This window comes from Pseudoxanthomonas sp. SL93 (genome assembly GCF_026625825.1).
GTDB lineage: Bacteria > Pseudomonadota > Gammaproteobacteria > Xanthomonadales > Xanthomonadaceae > Pseudoxanthomonas_A.
Genome location: NZ_CP113065.1, coordinates 858,845 through 874,974, shown reverse-complemented (window position 1 = coordinate 874,974; position 16,130 = coordinate 858,845). Strand labels below are relative to the sequence as shown.

At 67.1% G+C, this 16,130-nt stretch carries 16 protein-coding genes; 4 read left to right on the top strand and 12 right to left on the bottom strand.

The features are described 5' to 3' along the window. Positions 1–82 precede the first annotated feature (82 nt). Positions 83–1,030 (top strand): mechanosensitive ion channel family protein, encoded by a 948-nt coding sequence (locus OVA13_RS04035; protein WP_267792525.1) that lies wholly within the window; start codon positions 83–85, stop codon positions 1,028–1,030. 53 nt (positions 1,031–1,083) lie between these two features. Here the strand turns inward: OVA13_RS04035 and orn are convergent, their stop codons facing one another. Continuing rightward, entirely contained in the window at positions 1,084–1,653 is a 570-nt protein-coding gene (gene orn / locus OVA13_RS04030; protein WP_267792524.1) for an oligoribonuclease, read from the bottom strand. Positions 1,654–1,755: 102 nt separating this feature from the next. On the opposite strand from orn, the gene OVA13_RS04025 reads away from it, so the two are divergent. Next, the gene (locus OVA13_RS04025) at positions 1,756–2,223 is read left to right on the top strand and encodes a DUF2721 domain-containing protein (RefSeq protein ID WP_267792523.1); all 468 of its coding nucleotides are present in this window, start codon (positions 1,756–1,758) and stop codon (positions 2,221–2,223) included. 4 nt (positions 2,224–2,227) lie between these two features. Here OVA13_RS04025 and tadA read toward each other — a convergent pair whose 3' ends face one another. The 4 genes from tadA to folD all read right to left on the bottom strand — a co-directional run bounded on the left by tadA (position 2,228) and on the right by folD (position 6,847). Next, entirely contained in the window at positions 2,228–2,707 is a 480-nt protein-coding gene (tadA, locus tag OVA13_RS04020; RefSeq protein ID WP_267792522.1) for a tRNA adenosine(34) deaminase TadA, read from the bottom strand. A gap of 2 nt (positions 2,708–2,709) precedes the next feature. Then, positions 2,710–4,275: a glutamine-hydrolyzing GMP synthase gene (guaA, locus tag OVA13_RS04015; RefSeq protein WP_267792521.1), complete on the bottom strand. Its 1,566-nt coding sequence runs from the start codon at positions 4,273–4,275 to the stop codon at positions 2,710–2,712. 60 nt (positions 4,276–4,335) lie between these two features. Then, positions 4,336–5,793: an IMP dehydrogenase gene (gene guaB, locus OVA13_RS04010; protein ID WP_267793623.1), complete on the bottom strand. Its 1,458-nt coding sequence runs from the start codon at positions 5,791–5,793 to the stop codon at positions 4,336–4,338. Between the two features lie 196 nt (positions 5,794–5,989). Next, the gene (gene folD / locus OVA13_RS04005) at positions 5,990–6,847 is read right to left on the bottom strand and encodes a bifunctional methylenetetrahydrofolate dehydrogenase/methenyltetrahydrofolate cyclohydrolase FolD (RefSeq protein WP_267792520.1); all 858 of its coding nucleotides are present in this window, start codon (positions 6,845–6,847) and stop codon (positions 5,990–5,992) included. Positions 6,848–6,953: 106 nt separating this feature from the next. Between folD and OVA13_RS04000 the strand changes: the two genes are divergently transcribed. Both OVA13_RS04000 and OVA13_RS03995 read left to right on the top strand, forming a co-directional pair. Continuing rightward, positions 6,954–7,250, top strand: coding sequence for a DUF1244 domain-containing protein (locus tag OVA13_RS04000; protein ID WP_267792519.1), 297 nt, complete (start codon positions 6,954–6,956; stop codon positions 7,248–7,250). Between the two features lie 19 nt (positions 7,251–7,269). Further along, positions 7,270–8,067, top strand: coding sequence for an alpha/beta hydrolase (locus tag OVA13_RS03995; protein WP_267792518.1), 798 nt, complete (start codon positions 7,270–7,272; stop codon positions 8,065–8,067). Here the strand turns inward: OVA13_RS03995 and OVA13_RS03990 are convergent, their stop codons facing one another. The 7 genes from OVA13_RS03990 to OVA13_RS03960 form a co-directional block, all read right to left on the bottom strand. Further along, positions 8,068–9,912, bottom strand: a complete 1,845-nt coding sequence (locus tag OVA13_RS03990; protein ID WP_267792517.1) for a monovalent cation:proton antiporter-2 (CPA2) family protein — start codon at positions 9,910–9,912, stop codon at positions 8,068–8,070. It abuts the gene before it with no gap. Positions 9,913–9,942: 30 nt separating this feature from the next. After that, positions 9,943–10,194, bottom strand: coding sequence for a hypothetical protein (locus tag OVA13_RS03985; RefSeq protein ID WP_267792516.1), 252 nt, complete (start codon positions 10,192–10,194; stop codon positions 9,943–9,945). 75 nt (positions 10,195–10,269) lie between these two features. Next, on the bottom strand, positions 10,270–11,409 hold the full coding sequence (gene moeB / locus OVA13_RS03980) for a molybdopterin-synthase adenylyltransferase MoeB (protein ID WP_267792515.1): 1,140 nt from the start codon (positions 11,407–11,409) through the stop codon (positions 10,270–10,272). Between the two features lie 36 nt (positions 11,410–11,445). Beyond that, positions 11,446–12,663 carry a molybdopterin molybdotransferase MoeA gene (glp, locus tag OVA13_RS03975; RefSeq protein ID WP_267792514.1) on the bottom strand — a complete coding sequence of 406 codons (1,218 nt, stop codon included), beginning with the start codon at positions 12,661–12,663 and terminating at the stop codon, positions 11,446–11,448. After that, complete coding sequence (gene der / locus OVA13_RS03970; RefSeq protein WP_267792513.1) at positions 12,660–14,060, bottom strand: ribosome biogenesis GTPase Der; 1,401 nt, start codon at positions 14,058–14,060, stop codon at positions 12,660–12,662. The genes glp and der overlap by 4 nt, the downstream gene beginning before the upstream one ends. Positions 14,061–14,253: 193 nt before the next feature. After that, positions 14,254–15,441, bottom strand: a complete 1,188-nt coding sequence (bamB, locus tag OVA13_RS03965) for an outer membrane protein assembly factor BamB (protein WP_267792512.1) — start codon at positions 15,439–15,441, stop codon at positions 14,254–14,256. Then, positions 15,441–16,076 carry a YfgM family protein gene (locus OVA13_RS03960; RefSeq protein ID WP_267792511.1) on the bottom strand — a complete coding sequence of 212 codons (636 nt, stop codon included), beginning with the start codon at positions 16,074–16,076 and terminating at the stop codon, positions 15,441–15,443. The genes bamB and OVA13_RS03960 overlap by 1 nt, the downstream gene beginning before the upstream one ends. Between the last annotated feature and the right edge of the window lie 54 nt (positions 16,077–16,130).

Sequence of the window (16,130 nt, the reverse complement as noted above, 5' to 3'; positions counted from 1 at the left end):
ATCTTCACGCCAGCCCGGCTACCATCTCCACGCATGTCATCGCACGCCCCATCAGGGGCGTGCTGTTTTTCCGGAGCCGAGAATGTCCGCACCGCGTGCCCCCGCCGCCCTTCCTGAAATCCCCACCGAACCCGCGGTGCTGCTCAACGAGCTGCGCGGCATCGACTGGCTGCAATTGCTGGAGACGTGGGGTCTCAAGCTGCTGGCGGCCGTGCTCATCTTCCTGGTCGGCATGTGGCTGGCGAAGCGGCTGAGCACGGGCCTGGAACGCGTGATGGGCCGCACGCAGGCGGACGCCACGCTGGGCGGTTTCCTGCGCCGCGCCAGTTATGCGGCCATGATGGTACTGGTGGTGGTCACGGCGCTGACATCGCTCGGCGTGAACCCCACCTCGATGCTGGCGGTGCTCGGCGCGGCGGGCCTCGCCGTGGGCCTGGCGCTGAAGGATTCGCTGTCCAACATCGCGTCGGGCGTGATGCTGATCGTGTTGCGGCCGTTCCGCGACGGCGACTTCGTGCAGGCCGCGGGACTTGAGGGTGTGATCGAAGAAGTCCGCATCTTCCAGACCCGCATGCGCACGCTGGACAACCGCCTGATCATCCTGCCCAACAGCATGATCACCACCGCCCCCATCATCAACTTCACTGCCAAGCCACGCCGGCGCATCGACATCCTGGTCGGCGTGGGGTACGACGACGACCTGCGCCGTGCAAAGGAAATCCTGCTGGACCTGGCCCGCGCCAACCCGTTGATACTCGAGGATCCCGAACCGTTCGTGCTGGTGACGCGCCTCAGCGAAAGCAGCGTGGACCTGACGCTGTCGGCCTGGACCAAGACCAAGGATTTCGGCCAGGCGAAGAGCGAGCTGACCGAGGGCGTGCGCACGCAGATCATCGGCAACGGCCTCAACATCCCCTACCCGCAACGCGACCTGCACGTGTACCACCACAACGCGGATGGCACGCCGCTGATGGACATCGTCACGAAAGGCGTCGTGGATGACGGCGACATGGCGAAACCCGCCCCTTAGCCGGATACCCTGCCCAGCTGCGGTGCGCCCGCCAGGCCGGGGCTGAGCCTTTCCTACACCGTATCGCCGGCCAGCGCCGCCATGTGGCGCCGGTAGTGCCTCAACTCATCGATGGAGTCGCGCACGTCGCTCAGGGCGGTATGGTTCGACTGCTTGCGCACCCCCTCGAGCACTTCCGGGGCCCAGCGTCGTGCCAGCTCCTTGAGCGTGCTGACATCGAGGTTGCGGTAGTGGAAGTATTTCTCCAGGCGCGGCATAAGCCGGTGCAGGAAGCGACGATCCTGGCAGATCGAATTGCCGCACATCGGTGATGCGCCGGCCGGCAGCCACTCGGACAGGAAGGCGACCGTCTGCGCCTCGGCCTGCCCCAGCGTCACCTGGCTTTCCACCACGCGTTGCCACAAGCCGGACTTGCGGTGCTGGTTGCGGTTCCAGTCGTCCATCGCGTCGAGTACGGCCACCGGATGGGCAATGGCGAACTCGGGGCCTTCGGCCAGCACGTTCAACTTCGAGTCCGTCACCACGGTGGCGATTTCAAGAATCGAATCCTGGTTGGTGTCCAGGCCCGTCATTTCCAGGTCGATCCAGATGAGACGGTCGTTGTTCGTGTGGTTGGCTGTCATGCACCCGCCCTTGAAGATTGGAAAGGCCCGGAAATCCACTCCGGGAATCGCGTTGACGCTGCGTCATGTCATCATAACGCAGACCACTCCCACGACCGGCCCATGAACGCTCCCCCCGACCATGCCGTGCTGACTGCGATGCTGGCCCCGGCCTTCTTCCTGACCGCCACGGCCTCGTTGCTGCTGTCGGCCAACAACCGGCTGTCCCGCATCATCGACCGTGCCCGCAGCCTGCTGAAGGAGCTGGTGGACATCGAGGACGAAGCCGAGCGCGGCCTGTTCGAGAAGCGCATCGCGCTGCAGCGCCGTCGCAGCCTGATCATCCTGCGTGCGGGCCAGTTGCTGTACACCGCGATCACCTTCTTCGTGGGCACCAGCCTGGCGGTGGCCGTGGATACGTTCACCGGCCATCGGCTGGGTGCGTTGCCCACCTGGTTGGCCGCGCTGGGCGTGCTGGCGATGCTGGCGGCCAGCGTGCTGCTGGCGCGCGAGTCCACGCTGGCCGTCACCGCGATCAACGAGGAAATGGATCACCGCCACAGCAAACGGCGGGCATCCCCCACCGGCTGAGCGGTCAGGGCAGCAACGGTTTTCCGCGCTTGGCCCGGAAGTAATTGGTCAGGCGACGGCTCGCGTCTTCCCCCAGTACCCCACCCTGCACCTCGATGCGGTGGTTGTGGCGCGGATCGGCGATCAGGTCGAACACGCTGCCGCAGGCGCCGGTCTTGGGGTCGGTGGCGCCGAACACCACGCGCTCCACGCGCGCATGCACCATGGCCATCGCGCACATCGCGCACGGCTCCAACGTCACGTACAACGTAGTGCCCACCAGGCGGTGGTTGCCCAGCCGCTGGCCCGCCTGGCGCATCGCCACGATCTCGGCGTGCGCGGTGGGGTCATGGTCGGCCAGGTTGCGGTTCCAACCCTCGCCCAGCACTTGGCCATCCGCACTGACCAGCACCGCACCGACCGGAATCTCATCGAATTCCTGCTCGGCGCGGTCCGCCAGCATGAAGGCATGCCGCATCCAGTGCTCGTGATCGAGCTCCGGCATGCCTACTCCCACTCGATCGTCGCCGGCGGCTTGCCGCTGATGTCGTAGACCACGCGCGACACGCCACGAAGCTCGTTGATGATGCGGTTGGATACCGTGCCCAGCAGTTCGTACGGCAGGTGCGCCCAGTGCGCGGTCATGAAATCGATGGTCTCCACCGCACGCAGCGCGATGACCCATTCGTAGGCGCGCGCGTCACCCACCACGCCCACCGATTTGACCGGCAGGAACACGGCGAACGCCTGGCTGGTCTTGTCGTACCAGTCGGCCTTGCGCAGTTCGTCGATGAAGATGGCATCGGCCTTGGCGAGCAGATCTGCGTATTCGCGCTTCACTTCGCCCAGGATGCGCACGCCCAGGCCTGGTCCCGGGAACGGATGGCGGTAGACCATGCTGCGCGGCAGGCCGAGCTCGACGCCCAGGCGACGCACTTCGTCCTTGAACAGCTCGCGCAGCGGCTCCACCAGCCCCAGTTTCATGTGCTCGGGCAGTCCGCCGACGTTGTGGTGGCTCTTGATGACGTGCGCCTTGCCGGTCTTGCTGCCGGCGGACTCGATGACGTCGGGGTAGATGGTGCCCTGCGCCAGCCACTTGGCGTTCTTCAGCTTGTTGGACTCTTCCTCGAAGATCTCGACGAACAGGTTGCCGATGATCTTGCGCTTGGCTTCGGGGTCGGCAACGCCTTCCAGTGCCTTGAAATAGCGGTCGGCGGCGTTGACGCGCACGACCTTCACGCCCATGTGTTCGGCGAACATCGCCATCACCTGGTCGCCTTCCTGCCAGCGCAGCAGCCCAGTGTCGACGAAGACGCAGGTCAGCTGCTCGCCGATCGCCTTGTGCAGCAGCGCCGCGACAACGGAAGAATCCACGCCGCCCGACAGGCCCAGGATCACCTCGTCCGTGCCGACTTGTTCGCGCACGCGGGCGATCTGGTCGTCGATGATGTTGGCGGCTGTCCACAAGGTCTTGCAGCCGCAGATCTCGGCGACGAAGCGGCGCAGCAGCGTCTGGCCCTGCTTGGTGTGGGTCACCTCGGGGTGGAACTGCACGCCGTACCAGCGCTTTTCCTCCAGCGCCATCGCCGCCACCGGGATGCGGTCGGTGACGGCGGTGATGGTCCAGCCAGGCGGCGCCTTGGCCACATGGTCGCCGTGGCTCATCCACACGTCCAGGCTGGTGCGCCCGGCATGGTCGGTCAGTCCGCCCAGCAGCGCGTCATGCGCGACCAGCTCCACTTCGGCGTGGCCGAACTCGCGCGCGTCCGCAGCTTCGGTGGCGCCGCCCAGCTGGGCGGCCAGCGTCTGCATGCCGTAGCAGATGCCCAGGATGGGCAGCCCGCTGTCGAACACCTGCTGCGGCGCCTTCGGCGCGCCATGCTGGGTGGTGGATTCCGGCCCGCCCGACAGGATGATGCCCTTGGCGCCGAACGCCGCGATTTCGTCCGGATCGTGGTCCCACGCCCAGATTTCGCAGTAGACGCCGATCTCGCGGATACGGCGGGCGATCAGCTGCGTGTACTGCGCGCCGAAATCGAGGATGAGGATCTTGTCGGTGTGGATGTTGGTCATGATGTCCTGCAGCTATAAACGAAGAAGGGAAACGGCGACGTCTCCCTTCTCTGGTATCGATCAGCCCATCCGGTAGTTCGGCGGCTCTTTGGTGATCTGCACGTCGTGCACATGGCTCTCGCGCTGGCCGGCGCCCGTGATGACCACGAACTTCGGTTCGCTGCGCATGGCCTCGATGGTCGCGCAGCCCACGTAACCCATCGTCGCGCGCAGGCCGCCCACCAGCTGGTGGACGATGCTGCCGACCGCGCCGCGGTACGGGACGCGGCCTTCGATGCCTTCCGGCACCAGCTTGTCGGCGTCGCTGGCGTCCTGGAAATAACGGTCCTTGCTGCCCTTCTCCATCGCACCCAGGCTGCCCATGCCGCGGTAGCTCTTGTAGCTGCGGCCCTGGAACAGCTCCACTTCGCCCGGGGCCTCCTCGGTGCCGGCGAACAGGCCGCCGATCATCACCGTGGAGGCACCGGCGGCCAGTGCCTTGCCGATGTCGCCGGAATAGCGGATGCCGCCGTCGGCGATCAGCGGGATGCGGTCCTGCAGCGCCTCGGCGACCATGTCGATCGCGGTGATCTGCGGCACGCCTACGCCTGCCACCATGCGGGTGGTGCAGATGGACCCCGGGCCTACGCCGACCTTCACCGCGTCGGCACCGGAATCCATCAATGCCAGCGCGGCTTCGCCGGTGACGATGTTGCCACCGATGACCTGCAGCAGCGGGAAGCGCTTCTTCACCCAGGCCACGCGGTCCAGCACGCCCTGCGAATGGCCGTGCGCGGTGTCCACGATGACCACGTCCACGCCGGCAGCCGCCAGCGCTTCGATGCGCTGCTCGGTATCGCCACCCACGCCGACCGCAGCGCCCACCAGCAGGCGCGTGGCGCTGTCCTTCGCGGCGTTGGGGTTGTCGCTCTTCTTCTGGATGTCCTTGACCGTGATCAGTCCGCGCAGCTCGAAGTCGTCGTTGACCACCAGCACCTTCTCGATGCGGTTGCGGTGCAGCAGCTGCAGCACTTCCTGATCGCTGGCGCCTTCCTTCACCGTGACCAGCCGGTCCTTCTTGGTCATGATGTGGCGGACCGGATCGTCCAGCTTGGTCTCGAAACGCATGTCGCGGCTGGTGACGATGCCGACCAGCTGGCCGCCGTCCACCACCGGCACCCCGGAGATGTTGCGTGCGCGGGTGAGCTTGAGCACTTCGGCGATGGTCGTCTCGGGACCGACGGTGAAGGGCTCCTTGATGACACCGGCTTCGAACTTCTTGACCTTGGCCACTTCGGCCGCCTGCTGGCCGATGGTCAGGTTCTTGTGCACGATGCCGATGCCGCCCAGCTGCGCCATGGCGATGGCGAGACGGGCCTCGGTGACGGTGTCCATGGCGGCCGAAACGATCGGCAGCTTCAGCCGCAGGTCGCGCGTCAGGCGCGTTTCCAGGCTGACATCCTTGGGCAGGACGGTGGAGTGAGCGGGGACGAGCGAAACGTCGTCGTACGTCAGTGCTTCAGCCTGGATGCGCAGCATCGGCGGGCCCGGATAGTTGGGGAAGCGCGACATTATACCCTGATCGGTGGGTCTTCCGTCTGTCGCCACGGGCGGAACGATGCATTTCCTGCACCACCCACGGGCACGGGGGAGCGACGTCAGTCGCGATGGGCTTTTCCCCGGCGGTTCCGTCGCGATTGACGTCGCTCCAACGCCCAGGGCCCTCTGGCCCGCTTCAGGCGGCCGCTTCGGCGGCTTCCAGCGTGTTCTGCATCAGCGTGGCCACGGTCATCGGCCCTACGCCTCCGGGGACGGGCGTGATCCAGCTGGCGCGGGCGGCCGCGGCATCGAAGCCGACATCACCCACCAGGCGACCATCGTCCAGACGGTTGATGCCCACGTCGATGACCACCGCACCCGGCTTGACCCATTCACCCGGCACCAGGCCGGGCCTGCCGGCCGCCACCACCAGGATGTCGGCATCGCCCACCCGGGCCTTCAGTACGTCGGGCGGCGTGAACTTGTGGCAGCTCGTCACCGTGCAGCCGGCAATCAACAGCTCCAGCGCCATCGGACGGCCCACGTGGTTGCTGACGCCGACGATGGTGGCGTTCTGCCCACGCACCGGCCGGTCCGTGTACGCAAGCAGCGTGGTGATGCCACGCGGGGTGCAAGGACGCAGGCCGAACTGGCGCAGCGCCAGATGGCCGACGTTGGCCGGGTGGAAACCGTCCACGTCCTTGAGCGGGTCGATGCGTTCGATCAGGCGGCTGGCATCGGGGATGCCCGGCAACGGCAGCTGCACCAGGATGCCGTGGATCCGCGGATCGGCGTTGAGCTGGTCGATCAGCGCGAGCAGCTGCGCTTCGCTGGTGCCTTCCGGCATGTCGTAGTCGTAGGCGGCGATGCCCACCTTCTCCGCCGCGCGCCGCTTGTTGCGCACGTAGACGGCGGACGCAGGATCGCCCCCCACCAGCACCACCGCCAGTCCCGGTCTCGCCAGCCCGGAGGCGACGCGCACGTCGACCCGCAGCTTCAGTTCGTCCAGCAGGTTCTCGGCGATGCGGCGGCCGTCCAGGATTCGGGCAGTCATGGGGGGAGCGTGGGGTATAAAGTGAGCCGCCATTGTCCCCGATTCCCGCATTTCTGTGGGAGCGACGTCGCTCCCCCGTTCTTCTCCGCACTCCGGATTGCCCGCCATGACCGATACGACCGCCCTGGAAGCCGCCGCCTTCCGTCGCCTGCTCAAGCACCTCAACCAAGACCGACCCGACGTGCAGAACATCGACCTGATGATCCTTGCCGGGTTCTGCCGCAACTGCCTGTCCGACTGGTACCGCGAAGCCGCGACAGACGCGGGCGTCGCGATGGACAAGGAGCAGGCGCGCGAAGCGGTATACGGCATGCCGTTCGCCGAATGGAAGGCGCGCCACCAGCACGAAGCCACGCCCGAACAACTGGCGGCCTTCAAGGCGGCACAGCAGAAGCATGGGTAGACGGCGGGCTGTCCGGATCATGGGGATCGCCGGACTCCTGCTGGTCCTTGGCTATGCCGGGCTGTGCATGCTGCTCTACGTGCAGCAGCGGTCGCTGATCTACTTCCCGCACGGCACGCGCCCGCCCGCCGCGGCGACGGACATCGCCATCACGCGCCCCGATGCGGTGCTGCGCGGTTGGGTGGTCAATCCCGGGCACCCGCGCGCCCTGGTTTATTTCGGTGGCAATGGCGAGCGTATCGAATGGAATCGTGATGCCTTCCGGGATGCCCTGCCCACCACCACGGTCTACCTGCTGGCCTACCGTGGCTATGGCGCCAGCGATGGGAACCCCGAAGAGTCCCTCATCCTGGCGGATGCGCTGGCGGTGTTCGACGAAGCGGTGGCCCGCCACGGCAGCGGACAGGTCGATGTGGCGGGGCGCAGCCTCGGCACGGGCGTGGCCAGTTACGTGGCCTCGCAGCGTGATGTCCGGCGCCTGGTGCTGGTCACGCCATTCGACAGCCTGGCGAGCGTGGCGCAGGCGCACTACCCCGCTTTCCCCGTGCGCTGGTTGTTGCGTGACCGCTACGACTCGCTGCACTACCTGCCGCGCCACCGCGGCGACTTGCTGGTATTGCGCGCGGGGCGTGACGAGGTGATACCGACGCGCCACACGCAGGCGCTGCTGGATGCCTTCGGCCGGCCGGCCCAGGTTGTCGATTTCCCCGGTGCCGACCACAACAGCGTGTCGGACGATCCACGCTACTGGACCTCGCTCGGCAGGTTCCTGCAGGCGGATGGCAAGCCCGGCGTGTCGCCGCGCGGCGCGCGGTAGCTATTCCTCTTCCTCTTCGCCGATGACCTCGGCCGTCTCTTCGGTGAGCGCCCTGGCTTCCCGCTTGGGCTTGGTGAACGGCGTTGGCGTGGGCTTGGCCGGTCGGGGCTTGTTGCCGTAGAGCATCCGGGCGCCTTCGATCAGGTCACCGCTTGCCATCTCCAGTTCGAACCGCTCCGCATCGCGGCGACGGATCTCTTCGGCGATGGCGTCGGCCTCCTCCTGCGAAACACCGACGCTCCGCAGCGCGGCCTTGCCGAATTCCACGGCCGATTCGAACGTCTCGCGGATCTGGTAGTCCACGCCCGCGTCGATCAGCGCCAGCGAATGTTCGCGGTCGAACGAACGCACCAGTACCTGTGCCTGCGGGAACTCGTGTTTGACCAGTTCGACGATACGGTTGGCGGCGTCCTTGTTGTCAACGCAGACGGCGATGGCCTGCGCGGTGTGCGCGCCACAGGCGCGCAGCACGTCCAGCCGGGTGCCGTCGCCGTAATAGATCTTGAAGCCGAACTCCTCCGCGCTGCGGATCATCTCGATGTCGGTATCGATGATGGTCACGTCCACGTCGCGCGCCAGCAGCGACTGGCTCATCACCTGGCCGAAGCGGCCGAAGCCGATGATCAGGACGCTGCCGCTCAGGCCGTTGGCCTCCTCGATTCCTTCCATCGACTCCTTCACGGCCGGCGAGAACCTGCGCAGCAGCAGGGCGAACAGCGGCGTCAGCGCCATCGACAGCACCACGATGGCGGTCAGGTTGGCGTTGACGGTGGCATCGATGATGCCAGCGGCCGCCGCGGCGGCGAACAGCACGAAGGCGAACTCGCCGCCCTGTGCCATCAGCACGGCACGGTCCAGCGCTTCGGGATGCGTGCTGCGGGTCAGGCGCGCCACGGCGTAGATGCACAACGCCTTCACCAGCATCATCGCCAGCACGGCGCTGACGATCAGCGGCCAGTTGCTGCCCACCACGCCCAAATCCAGCGCCATGCCCACGCCCAGGAAGAACAGGCCCAGCAGGATGCCGCGGAAGGGTTCGATGTCCGCCTCGATCTGGTGGCGGAAGGTGGACTCGGACAACAGCACGCCGGCGAGGAATGCACCCATTGCCATCGACAGGCCGCCCAGCTGCATCAGCAACGCGGCGCCCAACACCACCAGCAGCGCGGCGGCGGTCATCACCTCGCGCGCCTTGGCGGCGGCCAGCACGCGGAAAAGCGGGTTGAGCAGCCAGATGCCCGCCGCGATCAGGCCCGCCAGCGACGCCACGCCGATGCCGATGGCTCCCCAGCGTGAGCCTTCCTCGGGTTGCACCACATGCGGCGACATCAGGGCCACCAGCACCAGCAGCGGCACGATCAGCAGGTCTTCGAACAGCAGGATCGATACCACCTTCTGCCCTTGCGGCAAGGCGACGTCGCCGCGCTCGGACATCAGTTGCATCACCACGGCGGTGGAGGTCAGTACGAAGCCCATGCCACCGATGAAGGAAACCGCGAGCGGGTAGCCGAAAGCCAGGCCCACCCCGGTCAACGCCAGCGTGCACAGCAGGATCTGCAGCGTCCCGAGCCCGAAGATCTGCCGGCGCAGGCTCCACAGGTGGCTCGGCCGCATCTCCAGGCCGATCACGAACAGGAACATCACCACGCCGAGTTCGGCGACATGCAGGATCGACTGCGGATCGGAGAACCAGCCCAGGCCAAAGGGACCGATCGCCAGGCCCGCAGCCAGATAGCCCAGCACCGAGCCCAGGCCCAGACGGCGGAAGATCGGGACGGTCACGACGGCGGCGCCCAGCAGGGCGACGACTTTCACCAGGTCACTGGCACTTGCTTCTGCACTCATGCCACCAGTCTACCGGATGCCGTCGTCGTGCTAACGGCCGTGCGCCTTCCGTGCGAGCCACCAGCCAGCGGCGACCGGCACCGCGAAGATCAACAGCTGGATGGGTGCTTCCTCCTGCAGCGAGTAACCGTGCGCCATGCCGGTGCGCAGGTTCCACAGGACCGCCAGCAGCCAGCCCAGCGTGAAGAAGACAGCGACGTTGCGCCGCTTCGCGGGCTTTGCCAGCCACATCGCAAACCCGACAAGCAGCAGGCCCACCACGATGAACGTCAGCGTCCGCATGGCCTTCCTCCGGTGTTCCGCCAGCATGGCGGCCAAGCGCCACCCTACCGGCAGCGCAGGCATGCCTTCAAGCCGTCAGGCCGGCGCGCGGCAGAACGCGGGATAGTCGATGTAGCCGGGAAATGCCTTGCCGGCCGCGCAGACCGCACAGTCGGGATCGTGGCGGAGCCGCGTTTCACGGAAGCGCATCGACAGCGCATCGAAGTGCAGCAGCCTGCCGGAGAGCGGTTCGCCGATGCCGAGCAGCAGCTTGATGACCTCGGTGGCCTGCAGCAGGCCGATGACCCCGGGCAGCACGCCCAGCACGCCGGCCTCGGCACAGTTGGGAGCGAACTCCGGTGGCGGCGGTTCCGGGAACAGGCAGCGGTAACAAGGTGCATGGCCACGGTGGCGACCGGCGTCGAACACGCTCACCTGGCCTTCGAAACGCTGCACCGCGCCGTACACCAGCGGCTTGCCCAGCTTCACGCAGGCGTCGTTGAGCAGGTAGCGCACCGGGAAGTTGTCGGCGCCGTCCAGCACCACGTCCACGCCATCCAGCAGGCGCTCGACATTGTCGACGGTGACGCGCTCGGCCACGGCCTGCACCTGCGTGCGCGGGTTGAGCGCGGCCAGCGTGGCCTGTGCCGACGTCACCTTGGGTTCGCCTACGCGCGCTTCGGTATGCAGGATCTGCCGCTGCAGGTTGCTGCGGTCGACCACGTCGTCGTCCGCGATGCGCAGCTGCCCTACGCCTGCGGCAGCCAGATAGAACGCGGCCGGCGACCCCAGGCCGCCCGCCCCGATCATCAGCACGCGCGACTGCTGCAGGCGCTGCTGGCCCGCCACGCCCACTTCGGGCAGCAGCAGGTGGCGGGAATAGCGCTCGTTGAAGTCGCGGGCATCATCGGACTGCACGGGCACGACCACCGGCAGGCGCTCCTCGATCCAGCGTGTGGTTCCGCCTGTCACCGAGAAAAGCCGCGTGTAGCCCGCCGCTTCCAGTGTGCGTGCCACCTCGAGAGAACGCCCGCCCTTCTGGCAGATCAGCACCACGCGACCATCGTGATCCGGCACATGGGCGGCCGGATCCGCTTCCAGCTGCGCCTTGGGGATGCCACGCGAACCCTCGGCCTGGCCGCTGGCGCGCTCGTGGTCTTCGCGCACGTCGATGAACACGCTGCCTTGCGCCAGCAGCGTCGCCACTTCTTGCGGATCGATTTCGCGTATGGCCATGGGACGATTATCGCGCAGATCGCCGAGCACGCCGCATCAGCAGCGGATCACGTCCACGACGTCGCCCGCCCGGTAGTCGTGCACGCCCTCGCCCAGCATGATCAACGCATTGCTGTCGGCGGCCGCGCGCAGGTGGTGGGAGGCGTCGGCCGCATTGGGCGTGACCTGCAGCCGTCCATCAGCACTGCTTTCCAGCCATCCACGCAGGAATTCCAGTCGCTCGTGCGTCTTGCGCCAGGGCGCGTGCAACACGGCCTTCCATTGCGGGCGCTGCTCACGCCGGCGCTGCAGGCCATCGAGCAGGTCGCGCCCGAGGGTCAGGAACGTGGCCAACGCGGATACCGGATTGCCGGGCAGGCACAGGAACAGGGCACGGTCCATTTCGCCGAACAGCACCGGCATGCCGGGCTTCATCCGTACCTTCCAGAAGTGGATGCGTCCCTGCGCCGCCAGCAGCGCCGGCATGTGGTCCTTCTCGCCGGCAGACACACCGCCGCAGGTGATGACGACATCGAACGCCGCCGCCGCATCGGTCAGCACCGCGGTCATCCGCTCCGGATCATCCGGCAGCGTCGGCCACGCAGTGGGTTCCAGCCCTTCCGCGCGCAGCAGGCCCATCAGCAGTTCGCGGTTGCCGTTGTAGATCTGGCCCGGCGCCAGTGGCAGGCCGGGCTCGACCAGTTCGTCGCCCGTCGTGAACACGGCAACGGTCGGGCGCTGCGCGACCGCCAGCGAGGCGATGCCCAGCCCAGCGGCCAGGGACACCCGTGCCGGGGTAAGCACCTGGCCATCGACGAGCACGCGCGTACCCGCCTGCACGTCTTCGCCCGCGCGCCTTGTGTCCGCGCCCGGCCGCAGGCCCGCCGGTACGCGCACCACGCCGTCCTGCACGATGCAGTCTTCCTTGATGGCGACGGTATCCGTGCCCGCGGGCAGCGGCGCGCCCGTGGTGATGCGGACGCACTCACCGGCGCCGACCTGCAAGGCCTGCAGGCGGCCGGCGAACTGTTCACCGGCCAATCGCAGCAGGGTGTCTTCCCCACGCAGCAGGCTGGCATGGGCGAAGGCGAAACCGTCCATGCGGCTGTTGTCGAACGGCGGCAAAGGGATGGGCGCGACGATGTGCTCGACGAGCACGCGTCCGCTGGCCCGCGTGACGGCGATGCGCTCCGGTCCCAGCATCCGGTTGCCGGCGACCTGCCGGATGATCTGCCCGGCTTCGGCGAAACCGATGCGAGACGGGTATCCGGTCACTTGCCGCGTTTGACGTGGCGGATCAGGCGACGCTTCTTGGCGACCTGCTTCTCGGTCAGCACGTTCTTCTTGCCTTCGTAAGGATTGCTGCCCTCGCGGAAGATGAAACGCACCGGCGTACCGACCAGCTTGAAGCGCTTGCGGAAGAAGTTCTCCAGATACCGCTTGTACGATTCCGGCAGCACCTTCAGGCGCGTGCCGTGCACGATGAAGGTCGGCGGATTGGCACCGCCCGGGTGCACGTAGCGCAGCTTGGAAACATGGCCGCGGATGCTCGGTGGCGGATTGGTCTCGTAAGCGATTTCCAGCGCCTTGTTGACCTCGCTGGTGCCGAATTCCTTGGTCGCCGACGCGTGCGCGCGGTGGATCGCCTTGAACAGTTCGCGCAGGCCGGACCCATGCAGCGCGGAGATGCGCACTACTTCCGCCCACTCCACGAAACCCAGCTTGCGTGCCAGCAGCGCCTCGGCCTGTTCGCGCTGGTAGGTGGTCAACCCGTCCCACTTGTTGATGGCGACTACCAGCGCCCGCCCGGCATCGAGCACGGCGCCCAGCACGCTGGCGTCCTGGTCGGTGACGCCTTCGGTCGCGTCCAGCAGCAGCACGGCCACCTGGCACTGCTCGATGGCCTGCAGCGTCTTGACCACGCTGAATTTCTCGACCGCCTCCTCCACCTTGCCCTTGCGGCGCAGGCCGGCGGTGTCGATCAGGCGGTATTGCTGGCCGTCGCGCTCCATGTCCACGGCAATGGAATCGCGCGTGGTGCCCGGCACCTCGGACGCGATCATGCGCTCCTCGCCCAGCAGCCGGTTCACCAGCGTGGACTTGCCCACGTTGGGACGGCCGACGAAGGCGACGCGCATGCGGTTGGGGTCGTTGTCCAGGGCTTCGGTCGCACCTTCTTCCGGCAGGCGCTGCTGTACTTCTTCGAGCAGGTCGTCGATGCCCTGGCGATGCGATGCGGAGATGGTGATGACATCGGCGAAGCCGTAGCGAGCGAAGTCCGACAGCGCGGTGGACTCGTTGATGCCGTCGATCTTGTTGACGACCAGCAGCGTGGGACGTGCCGCCTTGCGCAGCCAGGCCAGGATTTCGTCATCGAGCGCCGACGGGCCTTCGCGGCCATCGACGATGAAAAGCACCAGGTCCGCTTCCTCGGCGGCGGCGCGGGCCTGCCGCGCGGTGGCCCCGGCAAGGCCTTCTTCTTCGCCGGCGATACCGCCGGTATCCACCACCAGGAAGGGCTCGTCGGCATCAAGGCGGCAGACGCCGTAGTTCCGGTCGCGGGTGACGCCGGGTTGGTCGTGCACGAGGGCATCGCGACTGCGCGTCAGCGCATTGAACAGCGTCGACTTGCCGACATTGGGACGACCGACCAGGGCAACGAGGGGCAACATGGGGAAACAACCGGATAGAAAGAAAGGGACACCGGGCAGACCAGGGGCACGCGGAACGCGCCGCTCCCGCCTGCAGCGGGGTCGCCATGGTATCGGGAAATGCCGGTCGCGTCGCGAAGAAGGGCCGGCAAGCCGGCCCTTCGAGGGTGATTCCGCAAAGATGGACGGGAGCCGGGCGCCCCTCCTTCGCCGCTTACCTGAAGCCGAACGCGGTCAGGCCGCCGTCCACGTCCTGCACGATCAGGATGCCATCGGCCACCACCGGCTTGCCACGCAGCACCTTGCCGCCCACGCGTTCACGCGCGGCCTGCTCGCCATTGTCCAGCTTGAGCCAGTGCAGGTAGCCGTCGTAGTCACCCACCACGGCAAAGTCGCCATGGATGGTCGGTGCAGTCAGCGAACGGCGGGCCAGCGTGGTGTTGGACCAGGTGGCGCTGCCACTGTACTTGTCCAGCGCCCATACCGTGCCCGCAGGATCGGATACGACGACGACGCTGCTGGTCACGCCAAGACCACCGGCACCGCCCTTGTCGCGCGTCCACATCGGACGACCACTCGGGCCTTCGATGGCGACGGTTTCCTGCTTGTAGCTGGTGGCGAACAGCGTGGTGCCTTCGAGGACGGGCGCGCCATCCACGTCGGCCATGCGGTCCAGTTCGGTGCGGCCTTCCGGAATGCCAACCGCCTGCGTCCACAGCGGGCGGCCATCGGGCGTCGCCAGCGCGGAGACCGTGCCGTCGTCGTTGCCGACGAACAGGACGCCCGGCCCCAGCACCGCAGGCGCGTTGCCACGCACGGTCAGGTTGGGCAGGTCATGGTTCCAGAACCAGCGGCGCTCACCATCCTCGGCATTGAACGCCGACACGCGCCCGTCATTGCTGCGCACGAACACCAGCCCCTGGCCAATGGTCGGCGCGGCGATCACTTCATTCGGAACCTTGGCCGTCCACTTCTCGGCGCCGGTACTGGCGTCAAGGGCGATGACCTGTCCATTCAGCGTTCCGACCACGACCAGTCCGTCGGCCGCCCCGGGACCACCCGACAGGCGCAGATCGGACTTGTAGTGCCACACAGGCTTGCCGGACTGCAGGTCGAAGGCGCGCACACCGCCTTCAACGGCCGCGGCGTAGACCCGTCCGCCGTCCACCGCAGGCACCTGCTGCAGGCCGATGCGGCCCTCGCCCTTGCCTGCATTGGCCGACCAGAGCTTGGCCACGGTGGCGCTGGCGGTGAAGTCGACCAGTTCCGCCGGATCGGTCGGCTTTTCGCCTTCCTTGTCCTTGCTGCCGAACCAGCCCTTCACCGTGCTGCAGCCTGCCAGCATCGCGAGCAACGCGGCCGAGGCGATCACACGGGTCACGAAATGGGTGGATGAACGCATCAGGCCGTGCCTCCCGTCTTGGGCAGGGTGCCACCGGCGCTGACCAGTTTGATTTCAATCAGGCGACGCTGCGGCGAGGCGACGTCCAGGGTGGCGAGTGCCTTGGTGTAGGCGTCCTGTGCTTCCTTGGCTTTTCCGGTCGCCAGCAGGGCATCACCGCGCGCCTCGAGGCTGGACGGATCGTCGCTCTTCGCGAGCAGCGCCAGCGCTTCCGCATGCTTGCCTGCATCGTTCAACAGGCGTGCCAGCCGCAGGTCGACGACCGGCTTAAGCGAAGCATCGGGGGTCAGCCCGCGCAGGGTGGCGATGGCCGCATCGCGCTCACCTGCCTGGACCTGGGCCTTGGCCAGCTGCAGGCCAGCCAGGTCGGCATACACCTCGTCCTCGGTGGACAGCTTGGCGACCGCGGCCTGGGCCTTCTTCAGGTCATTGCCCGTCGCGCCTTCCAGCGCCGCCTGGTAATCCAGATGGGCCTGCTCGTTCTTCCGGGCCTGGTCCTTCTGCCACCACTGCCAGCCCAGGATCACCGCGAGGCCCAGGGCAACGCCACCGATCAGGCCGGCGCCGTTGTTCCTCAGCCAGCCGCGGACGCGTTCACTTTGTTCGTGCTCGTCGAGCAGATCATCAATCGCCATGCGCTCTCTTGCCCCGTCGAGGCGGGGTCTTGGTCTTGGTTGGACAAACCCGCG

Coding starts and splice junctions, on each gene's coding strand:
- moeB (WP_267792515.1), bottom strand. CDS start 11,409: ATGGCCATACGCGAAATCGATCCGCAAGAAGTGGCGACGCTGCTGGCG.
- OVA13_RS04025 (WP_267792523.1), top strand. CDS start 1,756: ATGAACGCTCCCCCCGACCATGCCGTGCTGACTGCGATGCTGGCCCCG.
- der (WP_267792513.1), bottom strand. CDS start 14,060: ATGTTGCCCCTCGTTGCCCTGGTCGGTCGTCCCAATGTCGGCAAGTCG.
- OVA13_RS03960 (WP_267792511.1), bottom strand. CDS start 16,076: ATGGCGATTGATGATCTGCTCGACGAGCACGAACAAAGTGAACGCGTC.
- guaB (WP_267793623.1), bottom strand. CDS start 5,793: ATGCTGCGCATCCAGGCTGAAGCACTGACGTACGACGACGTTTCGCTC.
- tadA (WP_267792522.1), bottom strand. CDS start 2,707: ATGCCGGAGCTCGATCACGAGCACTGGATGCGGCATGCCTTCATGCTG.
- OVA13_RS03985 (WP_267792516.1), bottom strand. CDS start 10,194: ATGCGGACGCTGACGTTCATCGTGGTGGGCCTGCTGCTTGTCGGGTTT.
- orn (WP_267792524.1), bottom strand. CDS start 1,653: ATGACAGCCAACCACACGAACAACGACCGTCTCATCTGGATCGACCTG.
- OVA13_RS03995 (WP_267792518.1), top strand. CDS start 7,270: ATGGGGATCGCCGGACTCCTGCTGGTCCTTGGCTATGCCGGGCTGTGC.
- folD (WP_267792520.1), bottom strand. CDS start 6,847: ATGACTGCCCGAATCCTGGACGGCCGCCGCATCGCCGAGAACCTGCTG.
- OVA13_RS04000 (WP_267792519.1), top strand. CDS start 6,954: ATGACCGATACGACCGCCCTGGAAGCCGCCGCCTTCCGTCGCCTGCTC.
- OVA13_RS03990 (WP_267792517.1), bottom strand. CDS start 9,912: ATGAGTGCAGAAGCAAGTGCCAGTGACCTGGTGAAAGTCGTCGCCCTG.
- OVA13_RS04035 (WP_267792525.1), top strand. CDS start 83: ATGTCCGCACCGCGTGCCCCCGCCGCCCTTCCTGAAATCCCCACCGAA.
- bamB (WP_267792512.1), bottom strand. CDS start 15,441: ATGCGTTCATCCACCCATTTCGTGACCCGTGTGATCGCCTCGGCCGCG.
- guaA (WP_267792521.1), bottom strand. CDS start 4,275: ATGACCAACATCCACACCGACAAGATCCTCATCCTCGATTTCGGCGCG.